The organism is Streptomyces hyaluromycini, assembly GCF_002217755.1.
In the GTDB taxonomy this organism is placed as follows: Bacteria; Actinomycetota; Actinomycetes; order Streptomycetales; family Streptomycetaceae; genus Streptomyces; species Streptomyces hyaluromycini.
The window spans coordinates 464,069-488,274 of sequence record NZ_BCFL01000018.1 but is presented as its reverse complement, the minus strand read 5'-3'; the positions used below and the strand labels follow the sequence as shown (position 1 = coordinate 488,274).

Here is a 24,206-nt window from a genome sequence, read left to right as displayed (position 1 = left end):
GTTCGGCGGTGCCGAGCCGGCCGTTGCCACGCGCCGTTGCCGGTTGCGGTCGTCTGCCTGGTGCGGCGTCGTCGTGGCTGATCGCGCTCACGCGGCGGAGCCGCAAATCAGACACAGCCCCGCGCCCCTGAGGGGCGCTATGCGGCTCACCTTTCTTTTCCGCCGCAGCGGTGATCAGCCACGGCGGCGCTGTTCGGCGGTTGCCGTCGTGGCTGGTCGCGCTCACGCGGCGGAGCCGCAAATCAGACACAGCCCCGCGCCCCTTGTTCTGAGGGCGCGCTATGCGGCCCGGCGTTGCAAAGGTTCTGCCCGGTTCAAGGAGCCCGAGGCGCCGAGGTCGGTCAGGATTGCTGCTGTTGCCCGGTGGGCCGAATGGAGCGCTCCCTGGACCGTGCTGGTGTCGCGGTGGTCGCCGCAGACGTAGAGGCCGGCGAGGAGGCGGACGGGGCGGCGGAGGTCGTGCGGGGGGCGCATGGCGGGGAGGGCCTCGGGGGTGTGGTGGACCGCGAGGGTCTCCCAGCGGTGCGTCGACGTGCCGTAGAGGCGGGAGAGGTGCATGCGGACCGCTGTGTCGATGTCCGCGGGGGGCTTGCCGAGGACCGTCGAGGAGATCAGGGCCCGGCCCTGCGGGGCCCGGCTCGGGTCGATGTTGCTGACGACGGAGGTGTGGGAGACGGGGCCGCCCCGGTCCGCGTCCAGCAGGAGGGACGTTCCGGTCGTGAGGGCCGCCGGCTCGTCCGTCGTGTGGTGGACCACCGTCACCCGGTGGAAGTCCGGGACGCGCAGGCCGGGGAGGAGTTCGGCGGCGGCCCGGGCATCGGTCGCCAGGAGGACCGCCCGGCAGCGGATCTCGCCGTGGTCGGCCGTCGTCACCGATGTGGTGGAGACCGAGGTGACCCGTACGCCGGTGTGCACCGTGCCGGGCGGAAGAGCCCGGGCGAGGAGGTCGGGGAGGACCTCGGCGCCGCCCTCCGGCACGCACAGCCGCCCGCTCGCGAAGGAGCGCAGGGCGAGGTCCGCGCAGCGGCTGGACGTCGTCAGCTCGGGGTCGCAGAGCAGGGCCGCGAGCAGCGGGCGCAGGAAGCCGTCGACCGTGCGGGCGGGCACCCCGCGCTCCGCGAGGGCGTGGGCGGCGGGGAGTTCGGGGCGGGCCAGGATCCGTTCGACGGGAGTGACGGCGAGGCGGCCCAGCGCGGCGCCCAGGCGGGCCTGGTCGACCGCGCCGCCCATCGGGGCGGTCGCCCGTGCCGGTGCCACCGGCGAGCCGCCCCTGGGGGCGCTTGCCAGGGCGCGCACGGCGTACAGTGCGCCCCTCGCGCTCCCGCCGCCCGCCGGAGCGCCGGCCCGGTGCCTGCGCCCGTCGCGATGCAGCAGCACGCCGGGCGCGTACCGGCGTAGAACCAGGGCGTCCAGTCCCGGGGCGAGGCGTAGCTCCGGATAGGACGTGGACAGAAGCTGGCCGATCCGGTCGAGCCGGAAGCCGTCGACCTTCTCGGTCGACATACGGCCGCCCACGTAAGGGGCGGCCTCCAGGACCGCGGTCCTTACTCCTGCGCTGTTCAGCCGATGAGCCGCGGAGAGTCCGGCGATTCCGGCTCCCACGATGACGACGTCCGCCTGGTACGCGGGCTCATGCACGAGGCCCCTCCTCGATTGCGCGTCCGGTGGAGACGTGATGCCCCCAACCTGCTCCGGGGATACCCGAGTTCGGGTCGAGGTTAGGACGGTGATCGGTCAAGGACAGTCGCGCATGAACAGGGCACGGTCGCACGCCGGTCGCATACGGTCACAGGGGTCGTCAGGCCGCGCGGATCGCGTCCTCGATGCCCGGGAACGCGAAGGTGAACCCCGACTCCAGCAGCCGCTTCGGCACCACCCGTTGGCTGCCGAGCACGTCCCCGGCCATCTCGCCGAGCGCCGCCCGGAGCACGGGGGAGGGCACCGGAAAGAGCGCCGGGCGGCGCAGCACACGGGCCATCGCCGCGGTGATCTCACCGTTGGTCAGAGGGTGGGGTGCGGTGAGGTTGAAGGGGCCGGTCAGGCCCTCGGTGTCCATCAGGAACCTGATCGCGGCCACCTCGTCGTGCAGCGCGATGAACGACCAGTACTGCCGGCCGTCGCCCAGCCGCCCGCCGAGCCCGGCCCTGAAGAGCGGGAACAGCCGGCCCCAGGCCCCGCCGCCCCGGGCCACCACCAGGCCCGTGCGCGTGAACACCGTCCGTACGCCCGCCTCTTGCGCCGGGGCCGCCGCCTCCTCCCACTCCACGCACAGCGACGGCAGGAAACCGTCCCCGGGCGGGGCGTCCTCGTCCACGACCCGGTCGCCGGTGTCGCCGTAGAAGCCCATCGCGCTGCCGCTCACGAACACCCGCGGCGGCTCCCGCAGCGCCGCCACGGCCTCGGCCAGCGCGGCCGTGCCGAGCACCCGGCTGTCCCGGATCTCCCGCTTGTAGGCGGCCGTCCAGCGCCGGTCGCCGATCCCCGCCCCGGCGAGGTTCACCACCGCGTCGCAGCCGGCCAGCCCGGCGGTGTCCACGTACTGCCCCTCGGGGTCCCAGCAGACCTCTCCGGTGCCGTGGGCCGCGCGCCGCACCAGGCGGACCACCTCGTGCCCGTCCGCCCGCAGGGACCGCACCAGGGCGCTGCCGATCAGGCCGGACGCGCCGGCCACCGCGATACGAGAACGTTCCATGCGTCCCAGCATGCCGGGAAGGACGGGGGAAAACCCGTGGGGCCCCGAAGTCGGACGACCTAGGGTGACCGCATGCCGGATCCGTACATACGCGCCGCCCTGCCCGACGACGACGAGGAGCTCTCCGCCCTCGACCGCGCCACCTGGTCGTATCTGCACGCGGTCCTGCCGAGGCCGCAGCCGCCGTACGACCCCTTCTTCAGCGAGCGCCACACCCCCGAGGACACCCTGGTGGCCGAGCTCGACCGGCGCATCGTCGGCTACGTCCGCCTCGGCCTCGCCTACAAGGTCGCCGCCAACGCGCACGTCCGGCAGATCCAGGGCCTCGCGGTCGCCGAGGAGGCCCGCGGCCGGGGCGTGGCCCGGGCGCTGCTGCGGGCGGCGATGGAGGAGGCCCGCCGCCGCGGCGCCCGCCGGATCCGGCTCGGCGTCCTCGGGCACAACACCCCGGCGCGCCGGCTCTACGAGTCGGAGGGCTTCGCCGTCGAGGGCCTGCTGCCCGGGGAGTTCCTCCTGGACGGCGAGTACGTCGACGACGTGGTCATGGGCCGGTCGCTGTGACGGTCAGGACGTGATCAGGATTCAGGACGTGATCAGCTCGCCGGTGTCCACCGGCGACATGGCGTTCGCCCCGCGCGCGGCGTCCGACGTCACCTCGTCGGCGGTCAGCACGTACCCCGTCTCGTCGTCCGACGTGGAGCGGGCGAACACCACGCCGTACACCTTGCCGCCGGTGGTGAGGAGCGGGCCGCCCGAGTTGCCGGGGCGGACCGTGGAGCGGATCGAGTAGATCTCCCGGGTCACGGTGGCGTCGTTGTAGATGTTCTGGCCGGTGGCCTGCACCTTGTTCGCCACCGTGGCCGCCTGCAGGTTCAGGTCGCCGTCCTGCGGATAGCCGGCCACCACCGCGGAGTTCCCGCGCGCCGCCGTGGTGTCGAACCGCAGCACGGGCGCCCGCAGCTGCGGCACGTACAGCACCGCCACGTCCCGGTCCGGGTCGAAGAGGACGACCTCCGCGTCGTACGACGGCCCGACCCCGCCGATCCGCACGGTGGGGTTGTCGATGCCGGCCACCACGTGGGCGTTGGTCATCACATGCTCCGGCGCGAACACGAACCCGCTGCCCTCGCGGCCCTGGGTGCCGGAGGAACCCTCGACCTTGACCGTGCTGCGCTTGGCCGCGTTCGTGGCGGCCGCCGTGACGTTGTCGCCCGACGGCTTGGCGACCTGGGCCGTCGACTCGTTCTCGAACGGGTTGAAGACCTGCGGGAAGCCCGCCTCGGTCAGCGCCGAGGTGGCCCGCGAGAACCAGGCCGGCGTGGTGTCCGGCATCGTGTTCTGCACGGCGCCGAGCAGCTTCGAGTCCCGGATCGCCGTCGTCACGGCGGGCGACGAGGACGCGCCCAGCACGCTCGCCGCCACCCAGGCCACGATCAGCACCGCCACCGAGTTGGCGACCGCCCCGCCTATCCCGTCGGCCACCCTGAGCGGCCCCTGGTCCAGCTCCCGGCGCAGCCGCAGCGCCAGCCGCCCGGCCAGCTCGTGCCCCACCACCGCCGGCACCAGCACCGTCAGCACCGCGACCACCGTCGCCGTCGCCGTCCCGCGCGTGACCAGCTCCATCACCCACGGCAGCACCCACACGCCGATCACCGCACCGCCCACGAACCCGGCCAGCGAGACACAGCCGGCCACCAGGCCGCGCCGGTAACCGGACGCCGCGTAGACGAGGACCACCAGTACGAGCACCAGGTCGAGCAGGTCCACGGAGCCGCCTTTCTCTCGGTGCCCTTAATACGGTCGGGACAGGCCCGGTGATCAGTTCACGCGCGCGAGGCCCCGTGAACCGGCCACGCGTGCGTGTACCCCCTGAAACGCCCCGGACCAGGACGATGGTTCCTCCAGGTGGCACAGCACACATCGCGGACGGAGTCGATCAATCCGAGAGTGGTTGCCATGCGTGTCTTCCCAAGAGCGGGGCGGCGCACCAGGATCACCGCCCTGACGCTGCTCGGCTGCCTGCCCGGCCTCGCCGCCGTCCTCGTGCTGGTGCTGTACGCCCGGGGCGGCGACCGCCCCGTCGCGATCCACCTGGCCGCGCCCGCGCCCACCAGCTCCGCCACCCGCTACCGGGCACCCCGGCCGCACATCGTGCCGCGCTCGGCCTGGCTGGACGCCACCGTCAGCCGCACCCAGCCGCCGCCGCGCTACGACGACAAGGTCGTCGCCGTCTTCGTGCACCACACCGACTCGCCCAACGGCTACTCCTGCGCCCAGGCCCCCGAGATCATCCGCCGCCTGTACACCGGCCAGACCGGCGACCGCGCCTGGGACGACATCGGCTACAACTTCCTCGTCGACCGGTGCGGCACCATCTACGAGGGCCGCGCGGGCGGCGCCGACCGGGCCGTCATCGGCGCCCACACCCAGGGCTTCAACCACCGCACCGCCGGCATCGCCGCCCTCGGCACCTTCACCGCCGGGGTGCCGGTGCCGCGCGCCATGGCCGACTCGATCGCCGCCGTCGCCGCCTGGAAACTCGGGCTGGCCGACGTCGACCCGCGCGGCAGCGCCCGGCTGGTCTCCAGCAACGGCCTCAGCCGTTACCGGGAGGGCACCGTCGTCGCCCTGCCCGCCGTGGCCGGCCACCAGGACGGCTACCGGACCAACTGCCCCGGCGCCGCCCTCGCCGCCCGCCTCCCGGAGATCAGGGAGACCGCGGCCCGGCTGCAGGGCAGGATCCCGACGCGAACGCCCACGGCGACACCGGCACCGTCGAGGACACCGCCACCTCCGGCGACACCGACGCCCGGGCAGGCGTCCACGGCGCCCGCGACAGCGTCCACAGGAATGCCATAGGCGGCGCGCAGGCGGTTCAGATCCCCGCGTCCTACAGTCATGGACAGCAGCACTGACTGGAGGTGGGGATCATGAACAGCAGTCGTACCGAAGCCCGTTCGGAGGCCACGGAGAAGGCCGGTCGGGTCAGGGCGTCCCGGGGCCCCTGGGCCGTGGTCTGCGCGGTCGCGACGGTCGTCCTCGGCCCGGCCGCGGTCACCGCGTCCGCCCTCGACCAGGCCAACGCGGCGCCCATGCACCATGCGGTCAAGGCCGAGCAGACGCAGGCGTACATCCCGTCCGACGCGACCCGCCGCCGTACCGCCGCCTGACGCCTGCTCCGCTATTCCGCTATTCCTCTATTCCGCTATTCCTTGAAGCGGTCCCAGAGTCTGGGGAACCGCTCGGCGAGCACCCGCTCGTTCTCCAGGTCGACCGGGGTGCCCTCGGGTTCGGAGGGCGCGGGGGCGATGCCCAGGTCCGGCGCCACGGTCCCGGTGAGCTGCTCGTACGCCTCGTCCGCCGCGTACCCCAGCTCCTCGCCGTCGCCGTCGATCTCCTCGTCGAAGTCGTCCAGCAGCTCCGCCAGCGCGTCCGGGTCGTGCAGGGCGCCCTCGAAGATCTCCCGGCCCTGGGCGATGAGCCAGCACCGGAAGAAGTCGAACGCGTCGTCGCTGGCCCCGTCCAGCAGAACCCAGGCGGCACCCCACAGGTCCCAGCGGTAGGCGCGGTTGTAGCGGGCCTCGAAGTGACGGGCGAAGTCCAGGACCAGGTCCGGCTCCAGCTGGAGCAGCCGCTCCACCAGCAGGTCGGCCTGCTCCTCCGGGTCGCCCTCGGCGGCCTCGCGGGTGGCGTCGACCAGCTCCCAGAACTCCGTCTCGTCCATCACGGGTCCAGCATCGTGCCTGGGCGGCGGGGGCGCACGCGGAGTGGTGCGGATTGTTATCCGCCGCCGCCCGACCGCCGCCGCCCGACCGCCGCCGCCCGACCGCCGGCGGCTGACACGACGGCGCGGTCCGGCAGTGGCTGCCGGACCGCGCCGTCGGCGGTCACCCAGGTCACCCAGGTCGCTCAGGACACTCAGAGCCCGTAGCGCTCCCGTGCCTCCTTCACCGCGGTCGCCTTGACCTCGCCGCGCCTGGCCAGCTGGGCCAGGGCCGCCACGACGACCGACTCGGCGTCGACGCCGAAGTGGCGGCGGGCCGCGTCACGGGTGTCGGAGAGACCGAAGCCGTCCGCGCCCAGCGAGGACCAGTCCTGCTCGACCCACTGCGCGATCTGGTCGGGAACCTGGCGCATGTAGTCGGAGACCGCGAGGACCGGGCCCTCCGCGCCGTGCAGCACCTGGCGGACGTACGGCACCCGCTCCTCGCCGCGCAGCAGGGCCGCGTCCGCCTCCATGGCGTCCCGGCGCAGCTCGGACCAGGAGGTCGCGGACCAGACGTCGGCGGCCACGCCCCACTCCTCGGCCAGCAGCCGCTGCGCCTTGAGCGCCCAGTGGATCGCCGTACCGGAGCCGAGCAGCTGGATGCGCGGGGCGTTCGCCACCACGGTCAGTCCGGCCGACTCCGCCGTGTTGAAGCGGTAGAGGCCCTTGACGATGCCCTCGTCGATGCCGAGCCCGGCCGGCTTGGCGGGCTGCGGGAGCGGCTCGTTGTAGACGGTCAGGTAGTAGAAGACGTTCGGGTCCTCGCCCGGCGCCGGCTCGCCGTACATACGGCGCAGACCGTCCTTGACGATGGCCGCGATCTCGTAGGCGAAGGCGGGGTCGTAGGTCAGCGCGGCCGGGTTGGTCGCGGCGATCACCGGGGAGTGGCCGTCGGCGTGCTGCAGGCCCTCGCCGGTCAGGGTGGTACGGCCGGCGGTCGCACCGACGAGGAAGCCGCGGCCGAGCTGGTCGCCGAGCTGCCACATCTGGTCGGCGGTCCGCTGCCAGCCGAACATCGAGTAGAAGATGTAGAACGGGATCATCGCCTCGCCGTGCGTCGCGTAGGCGGTGGACGCGGCGATGAAGTCGGCCATCGAACCGGCCTCGGTGATCCCCTCGTTGAGGATCTGGCCGTTCTTGGCCTCCTTGTAGTACATCAGCTGGTCACGGTCGACCGGCTCGTACGTCTGCCCCTTCGGCGAGTAGATGCCGAGGGAGGGGAAGAGGCTCTCCATACCGAAGGTGCGCGCCTCGTCGGGCACGATCGGCACCCAGCGCTTCCCGGTCTCCTTGTCGCGGACCAGGTCCTTGATCAGACGGACGAAGGCCATCGTCGTCGCCACGTTCTGCGAACCGGAACCCTTGTCGAAGGAGGCGAAGGCCTTGTCGGCGGGGGCGGGCAGCGGGGCCAGGGCATGCGTGCGGCGGGCCGGGGCCGGGCCGCCGAGAGCCGCCCGGCGCTCCTGGAGGTACCGGACCTCGGGGGAGTCGGCGCCGGGGTGGCCGTAGGGCACCACACCGTCGACGAAGGCGCTGTCCGCGATCGGCAGCTCCAGCAGGTCGCGCATCGCCTTGAACTCGTCCACCGTCAGCTTCTTCATCTGGTGGTTGGCGTTCTTCGACGCGAAGCCGTTGCCGAGGGTGTGGCCCTTGACGGTCTGGGCGAGGATGACGGTCGGCGCGCCCTTGTGCTCGACGGCGGCCTTGTACGCGGCGTACACCTTGCGCGCCTCGTGACCGCCGCGCGAGAGGTGGAAGCACTCCAGGATCTTGTCGTCGCTCAGCAGCTTCGCCATCTCGACGAGCGCCGGGTCGGCGCCGAAGAAGTCCTGGCGGATGTAGGCGGCGTCGCGCGTCTGGTACGTCTGCACCTGCGCGTCCGGTACCTGCCGCAGCCGGCGTACCAGCGCCCCGGTCGTGTCGAGCGCGAACAGCTCGTCCCACGCCGTGCCCCAGAGCGTCTTGACGACGTTCCAGCCGGCGCCGCGGAACTGGGCCTCCAGCTCCTGCACGATCTTGAAGTTGGCGCGGACCGGGCCGTCGAGGCGCTGCAGGTTGCAGTTGACGACGAAGGTGAGGTTGTCCAGCTCCTCACGGGCGGCCAGCGCGAGGGCCGCGGTCGACTCCGGCTCGTCCATCTCGCCATCGCCGAGGAAGGCCCAGACGTGGGACGCGGAGACGTCCTTGATGCCGCGGTTGGTGAGATAGCGGTTGAAGCGGGCCTGGTAGATGGCCGAGAGCGGGCCGAGGCCCATGCTCACCGTCGGGAACTCCCACAGCCAGGGGAGGCGGCGCGGGTGCGGGTACGACGGGAGGCCGTTGCCGCCGGCCTCCTGGCGGAAGTGGTCGAGGTGCGCCTCGGTCAGGCGGCCGTCGAGGAAGGCGCGGGCGTAGATGCCGGGGGAGGCGTGGCCCTGGATGTAGAGCTGGTCGCCGCTGCCGGGCGAATCCGGGGATTCCTTGCCCTTGAAGAAGTGGTTGAAGCCGGTCTCGTAGAGCCAGGCGGCGGAGGCGAAGGTGGCGATGTGGCCGCCGACGCCGTACTTGCTGCCCCTGGTGACCATCGCGGCCGCGTTCCAGCGGTTCCACGCGGTGATCTTCCGCTCCAGCTCCTCGTCGCCGGGGACGGCCGTCTCGGCGGCGGTGGGGATGGTGTTGAGGTAGTCCGTCTCCAGCAGCCTCGGCAGCGCGATGCCGTCCGCCTCGGCGCGCTCCAGCGTGCGGCGCATCAGGTATGCGGCGCGGTGCGGCCCGGCCTCCCTGGCCACGGCGTCCAGGGAGGCCCGCCATTCGGCGGTCTCCTCCGGGTCCCGGTCCGGGAGCTGGTCGAGCGCGCTCGGCTGGATGGCCTGGGGGTCGGTCATGTCGCCGCCTTCCTCAGTCGAAGGGGGTTCCCTCATCGGCAAGGGGTTCGGGGGTGCCCTTGGTCTTTGGCAGGACAGGGCAGAGGGCCCGGGTGCGAGCCCGTCGGTGACTCTAACTCCCTGATCGATGATCGATCAAAGGGTTGAGGGGCAAAACCTCTCGATTCCGAGAAAGTCGGCACGGCGTGCCTTCGGCAGTGGCACCGGGTGACGTGATCCAACCGGCGTTTACGCAGGTGAGGCGGTGTTTGAGCGAGGGCGCGCTCGTGTGTGGGAGGGGCTTCCCGCCAGGTCTTCTCCACCGCGACGGCGATCAGCCGCGACGGCGCTTTTCGGCGGTGCCGGGCTTGCCGTGACCCCGAAGGCTCACGGTCTCGGGGCGCAGCCCAGGACGTGGGACTTCACGATGTCCGCGATGCGCGGGTCCCGGCGCTGGAACGCCGCCACCAGCTCCTCGTGCTCCTCCGCGTACGACTGCTGGACCGTGCCCAGCCAGCGGATGGACAGCGCCGTGAAGACCTCGATGCCCAGGCCCTCCCAGGTGTGCAGCAGCACCGAGTTCCCGGCCGCCCGGACCAGCTCGCGGTGGAAGCCGACCGTGTGCCGGACCTGGGCCGTGCCGTCGGCGTTCCGGTCGGCGTCGTAGAGGGCCGCCACATGCGGCTCAAGGGCTGAGCAGTCCTCGGCCAGCTTCTCCGCCGCCAGCTCCGCCGCGATCGCCTCCAGGCCGGCCCGCACCGGGTAGCTCTCCTCCAGGTCGGCCGCCGTCAGGTTCCGCACCCGCACGCCCTTGTTCGGCGCCGACTCGATGAGACGGAGGGACTCCAGCTCGCGCAGCGCCTCCCTGACCGGCGTCTGGCTGACCTCCAGCTCCGTCGCGATCCGACGCTCCACGATCCGCTCGCCCGGCTTCCAGCGCCCGCTGACGATTCCCTCCACGATGTGCTCGCGGATCTGTTCGCGCAGCGAGTGGACGACGGGCGCGGTCATGGGAGCTCCTTAAGGGCGTTTGACGTTTAGACAATAAGGCCGGACCGCCCTTCGGGAGAGGCGTGCGGGGGCGCTTTCGCGCAGGTGAGACGAGACTTACACGCTTGCCGGGCCGACGGGTTCTGTAAGCCCCGTACCGCTGAAGGACGCCGCTTCCGCGTCGGCGCCGGCCCCGGGACCGGCGAGCCGAGGTGCGGGTGGCGACGCCGCTCACCTGGTCCGACGCCCGGTTGACGCCCGGGTGGGACGACGGTGCCCCGCCCGGAAGAACTCCGGACGGGGCACCGTGGAACCCTCTGGAACCCGCTGGGGGTCAGAGGCCGAGCTAGACCTCGTTGAGATCCTCGACCTGGTCAGAGACCGAGCTCGACCTCGAACTCGCCGGCCTCCAGGATCGCCTTGACGGCCGTCAGGTAGCGGGCCGCGTCGGCGCCGTCCACCAGGCGGTGGTCGTAGGACAGGGTCAGGTACGTCATGTCGCGGACGCCGATGACCGTGCCTTCCTCCGTCTCGATGACGGCCGGACGCTTGACCGTGGCACCGATGCCGAGGATCGCGACCTGGTTCGGCGGCACGATGATCGTGTCGAACAGCGCGCCGCGCGAGCCGGTGTTGGAGATGGTGAAGGTCGCGCCGGACAGCTCGTCCGGGGTGATCTTGTTCGCCCGGACCTTGCCCGCGAGCTCGGCGGTGGCCTTGGCGATACCGGCGATGTTGAGGTCGCCCGCGTGCTTGATGACCGGGGTCATCAGGCCCTTCTCGGAGTCCACCGCGATACCGACGCTCTCGGTGTCGAAGTAGGTGATCGTGCCCTCTTCCACGTTGATCCGGGCGTTGATGGCCGGGTGGGCCTTCAGCGCCTGGGCCGCCGCCTTGACGAAGAACGGCATCGGGGAGAGCTTGACGCCCTCGCGCGCGGCGAAGGAGTCCTTGGCCTGGGCGCGCAGCCGCATCAGGCGGGTCACGTCGACCTCGACGACCGAGGAGAGCTGCGCCTGCTCGTGCAGCGCCTTGACCATGTTGTCGCCGATGACCTTGCGGATGCGGGGCATCTTGACGGTCTGGCCGCGCAGCGGGGAGACCTCCAGCGCCGGGGCCTTCTTGGCAGCAGCGGCGGCGGTCGGAGCGGCGGCGGCCACGGGGGCCGGAGCAGCGGCGGCGGCCTTCGCGGCCTCGGCGGCGGCGAGCACGTCCTGCTTGCGGATCCGGCCGCCGACGCCGGTGCCCTTGACGGAGCCCAGGTCGACGCCGTTCTCGGCGGCGAGCTTGCGGACCAGCGGGGTGACGTAGGCACCCTCGTCGACCGGAGCGGCCGGGGACGGAGCCGGGGTGACGGGGGCGGCGGCCACCGGCGCGGGGGCCGGGGCCGGAGCGGCCGGAGCCGGAGCGGCGGCGACCGGGGCGGGCGCCGGAGCGACCGGGGCGGGCGCGGGGGCCGGAGCGGCCGGAGCCGGAGCCGGGGCAGCGGCGACGGGCGCCGGAGCCGGGGCGGCCGGGGCGGCACCCGGGGCGCCGATGACGGCGAGCTTGGCGCCGACCTCGGCGGTCTCGTCCTCGCCGACCGTGATCTCCAGCAGCACACCCGAGGTGGGCGCCGGGATCTCGGTGTCGACCTTGTCGGTGGACACCTCCAGCAGCGGCTCGTCGGCCTCGACGGAGTCGCCGACCGACTTCAGCCAGCGGGTGACGGTGCCCTCGGTGACGGACTCACCGAGCGCGGGCAGGACCACGTCCGTGCCGGACGCGCCGACCCCTCCGGGGACAGAAGGCGCAGCGGCGGGGGCGGCGGCAGCGGGGGCCGGGGCGGGGGCGGCGGGGGCCTCGGCTACCGGCGCGGGGGCCGGGGCGGCCGGAGCCGGAGCGGCGACGGGCTCGGCGGCCGGGGCCGGAGCGGCAGCCGGGGCGCCGGTGCCGTCGTCGATGATGGCCAGCTCGGCGCCGACCTCGACCGTCTCGTCCTCGGCGACCTTGATGGAGGCCAGGACGCCCGAGGCGGGGGCCGGGATCTCGGTGTCGACCTTGTCGGTCGAGACTTCGAGCAGCGGCTCGTCGGCCTCGACGCGTTCACCCTCGGCCTTCAGCCAGCGGGTGACGGTGCCCTCGGTGACGCTCTCGCCGAGCGCCGGAAGGGTTACGGAAACCGCCATGGTTTCGGTTGCTCCTTACGAATTGCGGAAGTCTGAGTCGTCGCTTGTGTCGACCGAGGGTCAGTCGTGCGAGTGCAGGGGCTTGCCGGCCAGGGCCAGGTGGGCCTCGCCCATCGCCTCGTTCTGCGTCGGGTGGGCGTGGATGAGCTGGGCGACCTCGGCGGGCAGCGCCTCCCAGTTGTAGATCAGCTGGGCCTCGCCGACCTGCTCGCCCATGCGGTCGCCGACCATGTGGACGCCGACCACGGCACCGTCCTTCACCTGGACGAGCTTGATCTCGCCCGCGGTGTTCAGGATCTTGCTCTTGCCGTTGCCCGCCAGGTTGTACTTCAGCGCGACGACCTTGTCCGCACCGTAGATCTCCTTGGCCTTGGCCTCGGTGATGCCGACGGAGGCGACCTCCGGGTGGCAGTAGGTCACGCGGGGGACACCGTCGTAGTCGATCGGGACGGTCTTCAGACCCGCCAGGCGCTCCGCCACCAGGATGCCCTCGGCGAAGCCGACGTGCGCGAGCTGGAGGGTCGGCACCAGGTCGCCGACGGCGGAGATGGTCGGGACGTTGGTCCGCATGTACTCGTCGACCAGGACGTAGCCGCGGTCCATGGCGACACCCTGCTCCTCGTAACCGAGACCGGTCGAGACCGGGCCGCGGCCGACGGCGACGAGCAGGACCTCGGCCTCGAACTCCTTGCCGTCGGCGAGGGTGACCTTGACGCCGTCGGCGGTGTACTCGGCCTTCGAGAAGAAGGTGCCCAGGTTGAACTTGATGCCGCGCTTGCGGAACGCGCGCTCAAGAAGCTTGGAGGAGTTCTCGTCCTCGACCGGGACGAGGTGCTTGAGGCCCTCGATGACGGTGACGTCGGCACCGAAGGACTTCCACGCGGAGGCGAACTCGACGCCGATGACACCGCCGCCGAGGATGATCGCGGACTTCGGCACGCGGTCCAGGACGAGGGCGTGGTCGGAGGAGATGATGCGGTTGCCGTCGATCTCCAGGCCCGGCAGCGACTTCGGCACGGAGCCGGTCGCCAGGAGGACGTGGCGGCCCTGGATGCGCTGGCCGTTCACGTCCACGGAGGTCGGGGAGGAGAGACGCCCCGTGCCCTCGATGTACGTCACCTTCCGCGAGGCGATCAGACCCTGCAGGCCCTTGTACAGACCGGCGATGACGCCGTCCTTGTACTTGTGGACGGCCGGCACGTCGATGCCCTCGAAGGTGGCCTTGACACCGAACTGCTCGCTCTCGCGGGCCTGGTCGGCGATCTCGCCCGCGTGCAGCAGGGCCTTGGTGGGGATGCAACCCCGGTGCAGGCAGGTACCGCCGACCTTGTCCTTCTCGATCAGGGCGACGTCCAGGCCCAGCTGCGCCCCGCGCAGGGCCGCGGCGTAACCGCCACTACCACCGCCGAGGATCACTAGGTCGAAAACGGTGCTGGCGTCGTTCGCCACGTCACGTCCTCCATGCATGTGCGCCGTACGCCGGGCACCTTTTTCCCATACGGGTGGTTGACCGGTCGGTCGGCTGTTGTCCGGCCGCTCTTCTTTCGGCCCTGTGGGTGGGGCCCTGTCCTGCCGAGCCCCATCTTCGCACTTGTCGGAGGTGAACGAGACGCGGGGCTGGGGTGTGAGACACCACACGCAGCGCCCCGCAAGGGGCGCGGGGCCGTGACATTGGCGGCTCCGCCGCGGGGCGCGACAAGCCACGAATCACCCGCAGTCGCCACACAACCGAAAGCCCCGAACCAATAGGCGACGGGACCCCGCCCTACCCGCGCGCGAGGTCCCGTCCACAAAACCCGACGTCAGCCGAGGTCGCCCTCGGCCGTCAGCTCCGCCAGCCGCACCAGCGTCCGCACCGCCGAACCCGTGCCCCCCTTAGGCGTGTAGCCGAAGGCGCCCCCCTCGTTGAAGGCCGGCCCCGCGATGTCCAGGTGCGCCCAGGTGATCCCCTCACCCACGAACTCGCGCAGGAAGAGCCCGGCGACCAGCCCGCCGCCCATCCGCTCACCCATGTTCGCGATGTCCGCGGTGGGGGAGTCCATCCCCTTGCGCAGGTGCTCGGGCAGCGGCATCGGCCACGCCGGCTCGCCCACCTCCTCCGCGGCCTCGTGCACCGCGGAGCGGAACGCGTCGTCGTTGGCCATGATCCCGAACGTCCGGCTGCCCAGCGCCAGCATCATCGCGCCGGTCAGCGTCGCCACGTCCACGATCGCGTCCGGCTGCTCCGCCGACGCCGCCCACAGCGCGTCGGCGAGCACCAGCCGGCCCTCCGCGTCCGTGTTGAGCACCTCGACGGTCTTGCCGCTGTACATGCGCAGCACGTCACCCGGGCGCACGGCGCTACCGGACGGCATGTTCTCGGCCAGCGCCAGCCACCCGGTCACATTGACCGGCAGGCCGAGCCGCGCCGCCGTGACGACGGCCGCGAACACCGCCGCCGCGCCGCTCATGTCGCACTTCATCGTCTCGTTGTGGCCGGCCGGCTTGAGCGAGATACCGCCCGAGTCGTAGGTGATGCCCTTGCCGACGAAGGCGAGGTGCTTGTCCGCGTCGGCGTGCGTGTACGACAGCTTCACCAGCCGCGGGGTCGCGGCCGAGCCGCCGCCGACGCCGAGGATGCCGCCGTACCCGTCCTTGGCGAGCGCCTTGTCGTCGAGCACCTGGATCTTCAGGCCGTGCTCCTTGGCCGCGCCCTGGGCGATCGCGGCGAACGCGGCCGGCGTGAGGTCGTTCGGCGGGGTGTTGACCAGGTCGCGGGCCCGGTTCAGCTCCTCGGAGACGGCCGTGGCGCGGGCCAGGGCCGCCTTGTGGGCCGCGTCCCGCGGCTTGCCGCCGAGCAGCACGCCCTCGGCGAGCGGCGTCCGGCCGTTCTTCGCCTTCGCGTTCTTGCCGGTGCCGGTGCCGGCACCGTTGTCCTTGTACGTGTTGAAGGAGTACGCGCCGAGCAGCACACCCTCGCCGATCGCGCCCACGGCGGCCGCGTCCTCGACCGGCAGCGCGAAGGCCGCCTTCTTGGCCCCGGCCAGCGTGCGGGCGGCGACACCGGCCGCCCGGCGCAGCGCCTCGGCCTCGTAGTCCGCGTCCCGGCCGGGCTCGGCGCCCAGGCCCACCGCGATGACCAGCGGGGCCTTGAAGCCGTCCGGAGCGGGCAGCTTCGTCAGTTCGCCCTCGGCACCCGAGGCACCGAGGGTCTCCAGGACGGCGGCCAGCCTGCCGTCGTAGGCCGTGTCCACGGCTTCGGCGCCCGGGGCGACGACCGGGCCCTTGGCGCCCTTGGCGACACCGATCACGATCGCGTCGGCCCGGAGGCCGGGCGCCGCTGAGGTGCTGAGAGTGAGAGCAGTCACGGTGGTGGAATCTCGCTTCCGATGTTGAGTTGCAGTGGCCGAGCGGGTGGGTCGACCGGGCCCGGGAAGCGACCCTGGGGAGTTCCCTCGGAGCGCTTTGCCACCGGGGCCTTCACCCCCGTCGGCGAACACCCGGGACGAGCCTACGCGTGTGTATGCGTTCGCTCATTCCTGCGGGTGTTCACCTGGGGGTGGCGTCGCAGCCACTTTCCACCGCGCCGGGAGGCGGAGCGCCCCTTCAGGGGCGCGGGGCTGTATCCACGTGGCCCCGGTGTACTGCGCCGTGCCCGGGACGGGAGATCATCCATCGGGTACCCGACCGCACACCCTGGAGCCCGCCCGGTGAACCTCCGCGCCGTCCCGCTGCTCGCCCTTCTGGCCCTGCTCGCCGGCTGCACCCGGGCCCCGGACGACGCCGGACGCTGGCAACCCCGGCCGGGCATCAGCTGGCAGTGGCAGCTGAGCGGCCGTGTCGACACCTCCGTCAAGGCGTCCGTCTACGACATCGACGGCTTCGACCAGTCCAGGGCGACGGTCGCCACGCTGCACGACAAGGGCCGCAGGGTCATCTGCTACGTCTCCACCGGCGCCTACGAGGACTGGCGCCCCGACGCGAAGAGGTTCCCGGCGTCGGTGCTCGGCCGCGGCAACGGCTGGAAGGGCGAGCGCTGGCTCGACATCCGCCGTACGGACGTGCTGGAGCCGTTGATGGCGGCCCGCTTCGACATGTGCAGGGACAAGGGCTTCGACGCGGTGGAGCCCGACAACATGGACGGCTACAAGAACCGCACGGGCTTCGCCCTCGATGCGGCCGACCAGCTCCGCTACAACAGGCTCATCGCCCGGCTCGCCCACGACCGGGGCATGTCGGTGGGCCTGAAGAACGACCTGGACCAGATCCCGCAGTTGGTGGGGGACTTCGACTTCGCGGTGAACGAGCAGTGCGCCCAGTACGGCGAGTGCGACGACCTGAAGCCGTTCGTCAAGGCGGACAAGGCGGTCTTCCACGTGGAGTACGAACTGCCGACGAGCAGGTTCTGCGCACAGTCACGCAGGCTGCGACTGAGCTCACTGGAGAAGAAGTACGAGCTGGGGGTGTGGCGAAAGGCCTGCTGAGGCTGAGGCGGCCCTTCAGTGGCCCAGCGAGAACACCACGAGCGCCGCCGTCGCCGCCGTCTCGGCGAGTGCCCCGAACACGTCCCCGGTCACCCCGCCGAACCGCCGCCTGCAGTGCCGCAGCAGCCCGTCCGTCGCGGCCTCGGCCACCACCACCGCGAGCAGCGCCCGCAGGCTGTCGCCCGGCCCGACCAGCGCCCCGGCGCCCGCCGCCAGCAGCATCACCGCGAACGTGACCACGGTCGCCCCCACCTTGGGCACCACCCCGGCCACCGCCGCCCCCAGCCCCTCCGGCCGGGCGGCGGGCACCCCCTCCACCGCGGCCAGCGTCAGCGCCAGCCGGGCCACCGTCGCCGCGACGACCGCCGCCAGAGCGCCCCGCGCCCACCCGTCGCCGTAGGCCTGGGCCAGTGCGGCCACCTGCCCGAGCAGGACGAAGACGAGCGTGATCACCCCGAACGGCCCGATGTCCGACTGCTTCATGATCCGCAGGGCGTCCTCGGCGGGCTTGCCGCTGCCCAGGCCGTCGGCGGTGTCGGCGAGGCCGTCCAGGTGCAGCCCCCGGGTGAGCACGGCCGGTACGGCGACGGCGGCGACCGCGGCCACCAGCGCACTCGCCCCGACCGCCACCAGCAGCGCACCGACCGCCCCCGCGCAGACGCCGACCGCGAGGCCGGCCAGCGGAGCGGACAGCATGCCGCCGCGGGCCGCCTCGCGGTCCCAGCGGGTGACCTTCACGGGGAACACGGTGAGCGTGCCGAAGGCGAAGCGGAGGCCGTCCGGCCAGGGAGTCGCAGAGGTCGCAGCCACCGGCGCAGGTTACCCGGTGGTCAGGAAGGACCGCGTCCCCGGCCGGACTCACGCCGGGCCGCCGGGCGGGAGTCCGGCCGGGGATAAAGTGCGCACATGGGACATTGGCTGGAGCGGAACATCGTCGAGCCGGGCAAACTCCCGCTGCTGCTGGCCCTGACCGCCTTCGTCCTGACCTTTGTGATCACACGGGCCGTCACCCGGCTGATCCGCGCCGGCAAAGGCCCGTTCGGCAACGTGAAGGCGGGCGGGCTGCACATCCACCACGTGGTCCCCGGGGTCGTCCTCGTCGTCGTCGGCGGCTTCGGCGCGGTCGCCAGTTCCCGCAACGGCCTCGGCGCGGCCCTCGCCGCGATCGTCTTCGGGATCGGCGCCGGGCTCGTCCTCGACGAGTTCGCGCTGATCCTGCACCTCGGCGACGTCTACTGGACCGAGGAGGGCCGCAAGAGCGTCGAGGTCGTCGTCATCACGGCCGCTCTGGTGGGGCTGTTGCTCGCGGGGTTCTCGCCGTTCGGCGTCAACGACCTCTCGGCGGGCGAACTCCAGGACCGGGGGACCGTCATCGCGAACGTCGTGGCCAACTTCGCCTTCTCCCTCGTCGCCCTGAGCAAGGGCAAGGCCCGCATCGCGATCTTCGGGGTGATCGTCCCGCTGGTCGGACTCGTCGGCGCGGCCCGGCTGGCCCGCCCCGGCTCGGCCTGGGCCCGCCGCTTCTACGGCAACCGGCCGCGCGCCCGGGCCAGGGCCGGACTGCGCGCCTATCACCACGACCGCCGCTGGTCCCGGCTCACCCGGCCCCTTCAGGACTGGATCGGCGGCAAACCCGACCGCCCCGAACCGGTACGGCTCCCCGGCCCCGGTCCTCGCCCCGGTCCTGGCCCCGGTCCCGGCCGCCGTTGACGCCGCCGGTGCCACAGCCGCGTCCCCACCGGCACCGCCGCACACAGCGCCGCCACGCCCGCGATGGCCGCCAGGTGCTCCTTGCCGGCGAGGTTGTCCTTCAGCGCCACCTCGACCGCCATCGCGGCCGCCACCCCGCCGGCGGTGACGGAGGCGCCGTACCGCCAGCCCAGGTAGACCGCGAGCCCGACGACGGCGGCCGACGGCCCGGTGTCCACGACCCGGGCGTCGGAGGCCGGCAGACCCAGCGGACCGTGCGGCCCCAGCGCGATGCCGAGCCGGGCGTACAGCGTGCCGGCGAGGGTCGCCACATACGCGACGGCCAGGGTCCGCCACCAGCCCAGGCACACCTCGGCGATGCCGAACACCACCAGGATCTGGGCCAGTGCGCCCCACACCGGAAGATCCAGCGCCGGCACGAACAGCGACAGGGGGGTGCGCAGCAGAGCCGCCCACAGCGGGTCCGCGGCGCGCACCGCCCCGGCCTCCTGCACGAAGCGGTAGCCCCACGACTGGTTCTGCGCGAACTGCAGCAGCGCGGTCAGGCACACCGCCCCGGCCGTCATGGGCACCGCCCGCAGCCGGCGCTTCGCCAGCGGTCCGCGCACGGTGGCGTACAACAGCCCCCATTCGGTCCGGGCCCAGCGGGCGAGCGGCGTCATGCGGCGGTCCTCATCCGTGCGTGTCCCGTTCCGTGTCCAGCTGCCGCCGGTGCAGCCACTTCGGCAGCCCCGGCGCCGCGGCCCCCAGAAACCCCTCCGCGCGCGCCGACGCCAGGCCGATGCGCGGCAGGTCCGCGCTCTTCTCGAAGAGCAGGAAGCGGGGTTCCCAGATGGGTCGGTACTTGGCGTTGGCCCGGTACAGGGACTCGATCTGCCACCACCGGGAGAAGAAGCTCAGAAAGGATCTCCACAGCCGCAGCACCGGCCCCGCGCCGAGACGCGCACCACGTTCGAAGACCGAACGGAACATCGCGAAGTTGAGCGAAACCTGCGTGATCCCGATCTCTCCGGCACGCCGCAGCAGTTCGATGACCATGAACTCCATCAGGCCGTTGTCGGAGTCCCGGTCCCGCCGCATGAGATCGAGGGAGAGCCCGCCCGGCCCCCACGGCACGAAGGAGAGCAGGGCCCGCAGCTCCCCCTCCCCGTCCGTGCACTCCAGCATCACGCACCGCCCGTCCCGGGAGTCCCCGAGCCGCCCCAGCGCCATGCTGAACCCGCGCTCGGTGGCCCCGTCCCGCCAGTCGTCGGCGCGCCGGATCAGATACGACATCTCGTCCGCCGGGATGTCCTCGTGGCGGCGGATCCGCACCGCGTACCCCGCCCGCCCGACCCGGTTGTACGCCTGCCGGACGGTCCGCATCGCCCGCCCCTCCAGCGTGAACTCGGCGACCTCGACGATCGCCTCGTCACCGAGCTCCAGCGCGTCAAGCCCGTGCCGCGCGTACACGGTCCCGGCTTCCTCGCTCGCCCCCATCACCGCGGGGATCCACCCGTGCGCCCGCGCCTCGGCGAGCCACGGCACGATGGCCCCCGGCCACGCCTCCGGGTCCCCGATCGGATCCGCGGAGGCCAGACTCACCCCGCCCACCACCCGATAGGCCACCGCCGCCTTCCCGGTCGGCGACCACACCACGCTCTTCTCCCGCCGCAACGCGAAGTACCCGAGCGAGTCCCGCTCGCCGTGCCGCTCCAGCAGCACCCGCAGCTGCTTCTCGTCGTCCTCGGTGATCGGGTCGACGGCGCGGCGGGAACGGAAGGCGGCGTAGAAGACGGCCAGCACGAGCAGCGTGCTGAGCACGTTGACGACGACGTTCACCCAGTTGGGCGGCGCGATGTACGGGAACCGGGTGGGGTCGGCGGCGACCGACACCAGGCGGAGGGCGCCATAGTGCCAGCGCTCCAGGAACGTCGAACGCCCCGCGTGCGGAGCCTGGTTGGTGACGGTGACCAGGAGGGCGGCGAGCAGCGAGGCGACGAGGCCGCCGCCCACGGCGACGGTGGCGGCGAGGCGGGGGTTGGACCGGTCGCCCTTGGCGTAGAACTCCCGCCGCCCGACGAGCAGCGCCCCCACGAACGCGGCGGTCAGCACGATCGAGATCCAGTTCTGCGCGTACCGCCGGATCTCCGGAAAGGCCATGGCGAACGCGAACAGCGCGAGGAAGAGCCCGCTCAGCACCAGGTTGAGAATCCACGCGGCCCGCTTCCGCCGCCGCATCGTGATCGCGAGGAACGCGGTGAACACACCGGAGGCGAAGCCGGCCGTCAGCAGGTACGGCGTGAAGAAGTTCTCCTGGTTGTGCCGCCGCACGTCCTGCCCCAGCGAAAGCCACACCGCGCTGAGGAAATTGACGAAGGCGACGGCCCGCAAGTACCAGACGGCAAAGGCGGCGGCCCGCTCGGAAACTCCCCCGGCGCCCGGCCGCCCCGACCCGCGTCCCTCACACCGCTCCACGGCAATTCGGACATCTCCCATGGAGAGCGATCATATGGGCGCGCTCGCATCAAACCCCGCCACACGCACCCTTTTCCGCCGGGTGCATACGCGGACCGCGGGTCTCGCCGTCGCGGGTACCGGTCACCCGCCGAGTGCCGCGCCACTACGGCCGATCGCGCAGTTCCCCGCACCCCTGACGGGCCACCCCAGCCACCGCCCCCTCACCAACTCCCAGCTCCCCTTCGCACCGGTCCGTCTTCTCACCGTTCCGTGTACTCACCGGTCCGTCTTCGCACCGGTACCTCTCCTCGGCCGGTCCTTGCCCTCGGCCGGTCCCCCCTCTCCTCGGCCGGTACCGCTGCCGGCCGGTTCCTCTCCTCGGCCGGTCCTTCCTCTGGCCGGTCCTTCTCCTCGGCCGGTCCTTCCTCTGGCCGGTCCTTCTCCTCGGCCGGTCCTTCCTCTGGCCGGTCCTTCTCCTCGGCCGGTCCTTCCTCTGGCCGGTCCTTCTCCTCGGCCGGTCCTTCCTCTGGCCGGTCCTTCTCCTCGGCCGGTCCTTGCCCTCGCCGGTCCTTCTCCTCGGCCGGTCCTTCCTCTCGCCGGCCCTTCTCCTCGGCCGTTCCTTGCCCTCGGCCGGTCCTTGCCCTCGCCGGTCCTTCTCCTCGGCCGGTCCTTGCCCTCGCCGGCCCTTCTCCTCCGCCGGTCCTTGCCCTCGGCCGGTCCTCTTGTGTGCCGGCCCCTCTTCGCTGTCGGCCTCGCGCTTCTGCCGGTCTCTTCTGGCCGCCGCGACGGCGATCAGCCGGGACGGTGCATCTCGGCGGTGCCGTCCCGGCCGTGGCCCGCGGGCCCGCTACTCCTCCGGCTTCTCCTCGGCTTCCGGCTTCTCCGGCAGCTCCGCCGCCAGTGCCGCCGCGGCCTGGACCAGCGGCAGCGCCAGCAGCGCCCCCGCCCCCTCGCCCACCGTCACGCCCTGCTCAAGGAGCGGCTCCAGGGCCATCCGGTCCAGCGCCTTCGCCTGCCCCGGCTCCCCGCTGTTGTGCCCGGCCAGCCACCAGTCCGGCGCCCGGAACGCGATCCGCTGCGCGACCAGCGCACACGCGCCCACCACCACCCCGTCCAGCACCACCGGCAGCTTCCGCACCGCCGCCTGCAGCAGGAACCCGGTCATCGCCGCGAGATCGGCCCCGCCGACCGTCGCCAGCAACTGCAACTGGTCCCCGAGCACCGGCCGCGCCCGCCGCAGCGCATCCCGGATCGCCGCACACTTCCGCATCCACGCGAGGTCGTCGATGGCGAGCCCGCCACGCCCGGTCACCACGGACGCGTCCGTCCCGCACAGCGCGGCGACAAGGACGGAGGCCGCCGTGGTGCCGCCGACGCTGACGTCGCCGAGCACCACCAGGTCGGTCCCCGAGTCGGCCTCCTCGTCGGCCAGCGCGACGCCCGCCCGGAAGGCCGCCTCGGCCTCCTCCAGGGTCAGCGCGTCCTCGATGTCGATACGGCCGCTGCCCCGCCGCACCCGGTGCCGTACCACCTCCTCGGGCAACGTCTCCGGGTCGCAGTCCAGCGCCATGTCCACGATCCGCACCGGCACCCCGAGCCGCCGGGCAAGCACCGCCACCGGGCTGGCCCCCTCCAGGATCGCCCGCACCAGCAGCTCCGCGCTGCCCGCGGGCCGTGCGGAGACGCCGAGTTCGGCGATGCCGTGGTCACCGGCGAAGAGCAGGACCCGCGGCCGTTCGACCGGTCGTACCGGTACCGAACCCTGCGCGGCGGCCAGCCACTCACCCAGGTCGTCGAGGCGGCCCAGCGACCCGGGCGGCACGATCAGCCGCTCCCGGCGCGCCTCGGCGTCACGGCGTACGCCGCCGTCGGGGCGCTCGATCAGATCGGTGAAGTCGTCGAGATTAAGCGAGCTCATTCGCCGAACAGTACCGGCACGGAACGAACGGTTCGGTGCCAGATCGCCACCACACCCGCACGGCGTCTTGGCACGCAAGATCGGTATCCCATACCTTCCGGTTTGCAGTGGATTGCGTTCAGGGAGCACAGGGAGTACAGGGAGCCGCCCATGCCGCCGCCCACGCCCGAACTCGCCCCGGGCCCCGACCGGTTCCACGAGCCGCGCCGCGAGGACTGCCCCTGGTGCGGCTCCAGGCGCCTGCGCACCCGCCTGCGCACGCCCGACCTCCTGCACCACCGGCCCGGCACGTTCACCGTCGACGAGTGCCGGGACTGCGCCCATGTCTTCCAGAACCCCCGGCTGTCCCCGGAGGGCCTCGCCCTCTACCACCGGGACTTCTACGAGGGCCGCCTGGAGGACTACACCGACCGCCTCCACACCACCCGCGCCGGCCGCCGCCGGCACCGCGCCGCCGCCCGCGTGATGCTGGCGCTGCCGGAGCCGGAGAGCTGGCTGGACGTCGGCACCGGCCACGCCCACTTCCCGCGCCAGGCGAAGGAACTCTTCGCCTACACGTCCTTCGACGGCCTGGACCCGACCCTCCGCGTGGCGCGGGCCCAGGCCGAGGGCCGCGTCGAAGAGGCCCACTGCGGCTACCTGGCCGCCCCGGAGGTCCTGGCCCGCCTGCGCGGCCGCTACGACGTCGTCAGCATGTTCCACCACCTGGAACACACCCCCGACCCACGCGCCGAACTCCGCGCCGCCCTCACGGCGCTGCGCCCCGGCGGCCACGTCCTGATCGACGTCCCGAACCCGCGCAGTGCCTTCGCCAGGCTCCTCGGCAGGTGGTGGATCCCCTACGGCCAGCCCCGCCACCTGCACCTCATGCCGCTGGACAACCTCCGGGCGGAGCTGGAGTCCCAGGGCTGCGAGATCCTCGGAACCGACCGGAAATCGCCCCACGCGCCGTACGACATCTCGGCGGCGCTCGGCCTGGCGCTCGGCCGGCTCCTGCCGAGGCGGTGGCGGCGCGTGGCGGCGCCGCTGGTCGCCGTGGCGAGCGTTGCCGACCACGCCCTGGCTCCGCTGCTGCGCCGAACGCCGTTCTCGAACGCGTACCGCATCGTCGCGAGAAAGGGGCGGTGACGGCCGGTTGCGCGACCGCGGGCCGGTGGGGGCTGGTCGCGCAGTTCCCCGCGCCCCTTACGGGGCTACATAGCTGCGGGCAGTCGTGC

General features: G+C 72.6%; 19 protein-coding genes. 6 read left to right on the top strand and 13 right to left on the bottom strand.

The window, feature by feature from the left end:
- Nucleotides 1–279 precede the first annotated feature (279 nt).
- Nucleotides 280–1,638, bottom strand: a complete 1,359-nt coding sequence (locus SSP29_RS15345; RefSeq protein WP_089101187.1) for an NAD(P)/FAD-dependent oxidoreductase — start codon at nucleotides 1,636–1,638, stop codon at nucleotides 280–282.
- Between the two features lie 160 nt (nucleotides 1,639–1,798).
- Nucleotides 1,799–2,692: a TIGR01777 family oxidoreductase gene (locus tag SSP29_RS15340; protein WP_089101186.1), complete on the bottom strand. Its 894-nt coding sequence runs from the start codon at nucleotides 2,690–2,692 to the stop codon at nucleotides 1,799–1,801.
- Between the two features lie 72 nt (nucleotides 2,693–2,764).
- On the opposite strand from SSP29_RS15340, the gene SSP29_RS15335 reads away from it, so the two are divergent.
- Entirely contained in the window at nucleotides 2,765–3,253 is a 489-nt protein-coding gene (locus tag SSP29_RS15335; protein WP_089101185.1) for a GNAT family N-acetyltransferase, read from the top strand.
- Between the two features lie 21 nt (nucleotides 3,254–3,274).
- Here SSP29_RS15335 and SSP29_RS15330 read toward each other — a convergent pair whose 3' ends face one another.
- Nucleotides 3,275–4,459: a MarP family serine protease gene (locus SSP29_RS15330; RefSeq protein WP_089101184.1), complete on the bottom strand. Its 1,185-nt coding sequence runs from the start codon at nucleotides 4,457–4,459 to the stop codon at nucleotides 3,275–3,277.
- A 189-nt stretch (nucleotides 4,460–4,648) separates the two neighbouring features.
- Between SSP29_RS15330 and SSP29_RS15325 the strand changes: the two genes are divergently transcribed.
- Both SSP29_RS15325 and SSP29_RS15320 read left to right on the top strand, forming a co-directional pair.
- A complete protein-coding gene (locus SSP29_RS15325; protein WP_089101183.1) occupies nucleotides 4,649–5,551 on the top strand; it encodes a peptidoglycan recognition protein family protein in 903 nt (300 codons plus the stop codon).
- A 71-nt stretch (nucleotides 5,552–5,622) separates the two neighbouring features.
- A complete protein-coding gene (locus tag SSP29_RS15320) occupies nucleotides 5,623–5,862 on the top strand; it encodes a hypothetical protein (RefSeq protein WP_089101182.1) in 240 nt (79 codons plus the stop codon).
- A gap of 35 nt (nucleotides 5,863–5,897) precedes the next feature.
- Here SSP29_RS15320 and SSP29_RS15315 read toward each other — a convergent pair whose 3' ends face one another.
- The 6 genes from SSP29_RS15315 to SSP29_RS15290 form a co-directional block, all read right to left on the bottom strand.
- Complete coding sequence (locus tag SSP29_RS15315) at nucleotides 5,898–6,416, bottom strand: DUF4240 domain-containing protein (RefSeq protein WP_089101181.1); 519 nt, start codon at nucleotides 6,414–6,416, stop codon at nucleotides 5,898–5,900.
- Nucleotides 6,417–6,610: 194 nt separating this feature from the next.
- Nucleotides 6,611–9,322, bottom strand: coding sequence for a pyruvate dehydrogenase (acetyl-transferring), homodimeric type (aceE, locus tag SSP29_RS15310; protein WP_089101180.1), 2,712 nt, complete (start codon nucleotides 9,320–9,322; stop codon nucleotides 6,611–6,613).
- A gap of 366 nt (nucleotides 9,323–9,688) precedes the next feature.
- Nucleotides 9,689–10,312 carry a GntR family transcriptional regulator gene (locus tag SSP29_RS15305; protein ID WP_089101179.1) on the bottom strand — a complete coding sequence of 208 codons (624 nt, stop codon included), beginning with the start codon at nucleotides 10,310–10,312 and terminating at the stop codon, nucleotides 9,689–9,691.
- Between the two features lie 353 nt (nucleotides 10,313–10,665).
- A complete protein-coding gene (gene sucB, locus SSP29_RS15300) occupies nucleotides 10,666–12,459 on the bottom strand; it encodes a 2-oxoglutarate dehydrogenase, E2 component, dihydrolipoamide succinyltransferase (RefSeq protein ID WP_089101178.1) in 1,794 nt (597 codons plus the stop codon).
- Nucleotides 12,460–12,519: 60 nt separating this feature from the next.
- Nucleotides 12,520–13,908 (bottom strand): dihydrolipoyl dehydrogenase, encoded by a 1,389-nt coding sequence (gene lpdA / locus SSP29_RS15295; protein WP_089101177.1) that lies wholly within the window; start codon nucleotides 13,906–13,908, stop codon nucleotides 12,520–12,522.
- Between the two features lie 353 nt (nucleotides 13,909–14,261).
- Complete coding sequence (locus tag SSP29_RS15290; protein ID WP_089101176.1) at nucleotides 14,262–15,806, bottom strand: leucyl aminopeptidase; 1,545 nt, start codon at nucleotides 15,804–15,806, stop codon at nucleotides 14,262–14,264.
- 342 nt (nucleotides 15,807–16,148) lie between these two features.
- Here SSP29_RS15290 and SSP29_RS15285 point away from each other — a divergent pair, with 342 nt between their 5' ends.
- Nucleotides 16,149–16,922 carry an endo alpha-1,4 polygalactosaminidase gene (locus SSP29_RS15285; RefSeq protein ID WP_089101175.1) on the top strand — a complete coding sequence of 258 codons (774 nt, stop codon included), beginning with the start codon at nucleotides 16,149–16,151 and terminating at the stop codon, nucleotides 16,920–16,922.
- A gap of 15 nt (nucleotides 16,923–16,937) precedes the next feature.
- On the opposite strand, the gene SSP29_RS15280 is transcribed toward SSP29_RS15285, so the two are convergent.
- Complete coding sequence (locus SSP29_RS15280; RefSeq protein ID WP_089101174.1) at nucleotides 16,938–17,732, bottom strand: adenosylcobinamide-GDP ribazoletransferase; 795 nt, start codon at nucleotides 17,730–17,732, stop codon at nucleotides 16,938–16,940.
- A gap of 96 nt (nucleotides 17,733–17,828) precedes the next feature.
- On the opposite strand from SSP29_RS15280, the gene SSP29_RS15275 reads away from it, so the two are divergent.
- A complete protein-coding gene (locus SSP29_RS15275; RefSeq protein ID WP_089101173.1) occupies nucleotides 17,829–18,632 on the top strand; it encodes a hypothetical protein in 804 nt (267 codons plus the stop codon).
- Here SSP29_RS15275 and SSP29_RS59080 read toward each other — a convergent pair.
- The 3 genes from SSP29_RS59080 to cobT form a co-directional block, all read right to left on the bottom strand.
- A complete protein-coding gene (locus tag SSP29_RS59080; protein ID WP_150134215.1) occupies nucleotides 18,533–19,294 on the bottom strand; it encodes a hypothetical protein in 762 nt (253 codons plus the stop codon). The genes SSP29_RS15275 and SSP29_RS59080 overlap by 100 nt on opposite strands.
- Before the next feature lie 10 nt (nucleotides 19,295–19,304).
- Nucleotides 19,305–21,110 (bottom strand): phosphatidylglycerol lysyltransferase domain-containing protein, encoded by a 1,806-nt coding sequence (locus SSP29_RS15265; protein WP_089101172.1) that lies wholly within the window; start codon nucleotides 21,108–21,110, stop codon nucleotides 19,305–19,307.
- A gap of 808 nt (nucleotides 21,111–21,918) precedes the next feature.
- The gene (gene cobT / locus SSP29_RS15260; protein ID WP_089101171.1) at nucleotides 21,919–22,989 is read right to left on the bottom strand and encodes a nicotinate-nucleotide--dimethylbenzimidazole phosphoribosyltransferase; all 1,071 of its coding nucleotides are present in this window, start codon (nucleotides 22,987–22,989) and stop codon (nucleotides 21,919–21,921) included.
- Between the two features lie 150 nt (nucleotides 22,990–23,139).
- Between cobT and SSP29_RS15255 the strand changes: the two genes are divergently transcribed.
- Nucleotides 23,140–24,117 carry a class I SAM-dependent methyltransferase gene (locus SSP29_RS15255; RefSeq protein ID WP_089101170.1) on the top strand — a complete coding sequence of 326 codons (978 nt, stop codon included), beginning with the start codon at nucleotides 23,140–23,142 and terminating at the stop codon, nucleotides 24,115–24,117.
- The last annotated feature ends 89 nt before the right edge of the window (nucleotides 24,118–24,206 follow it).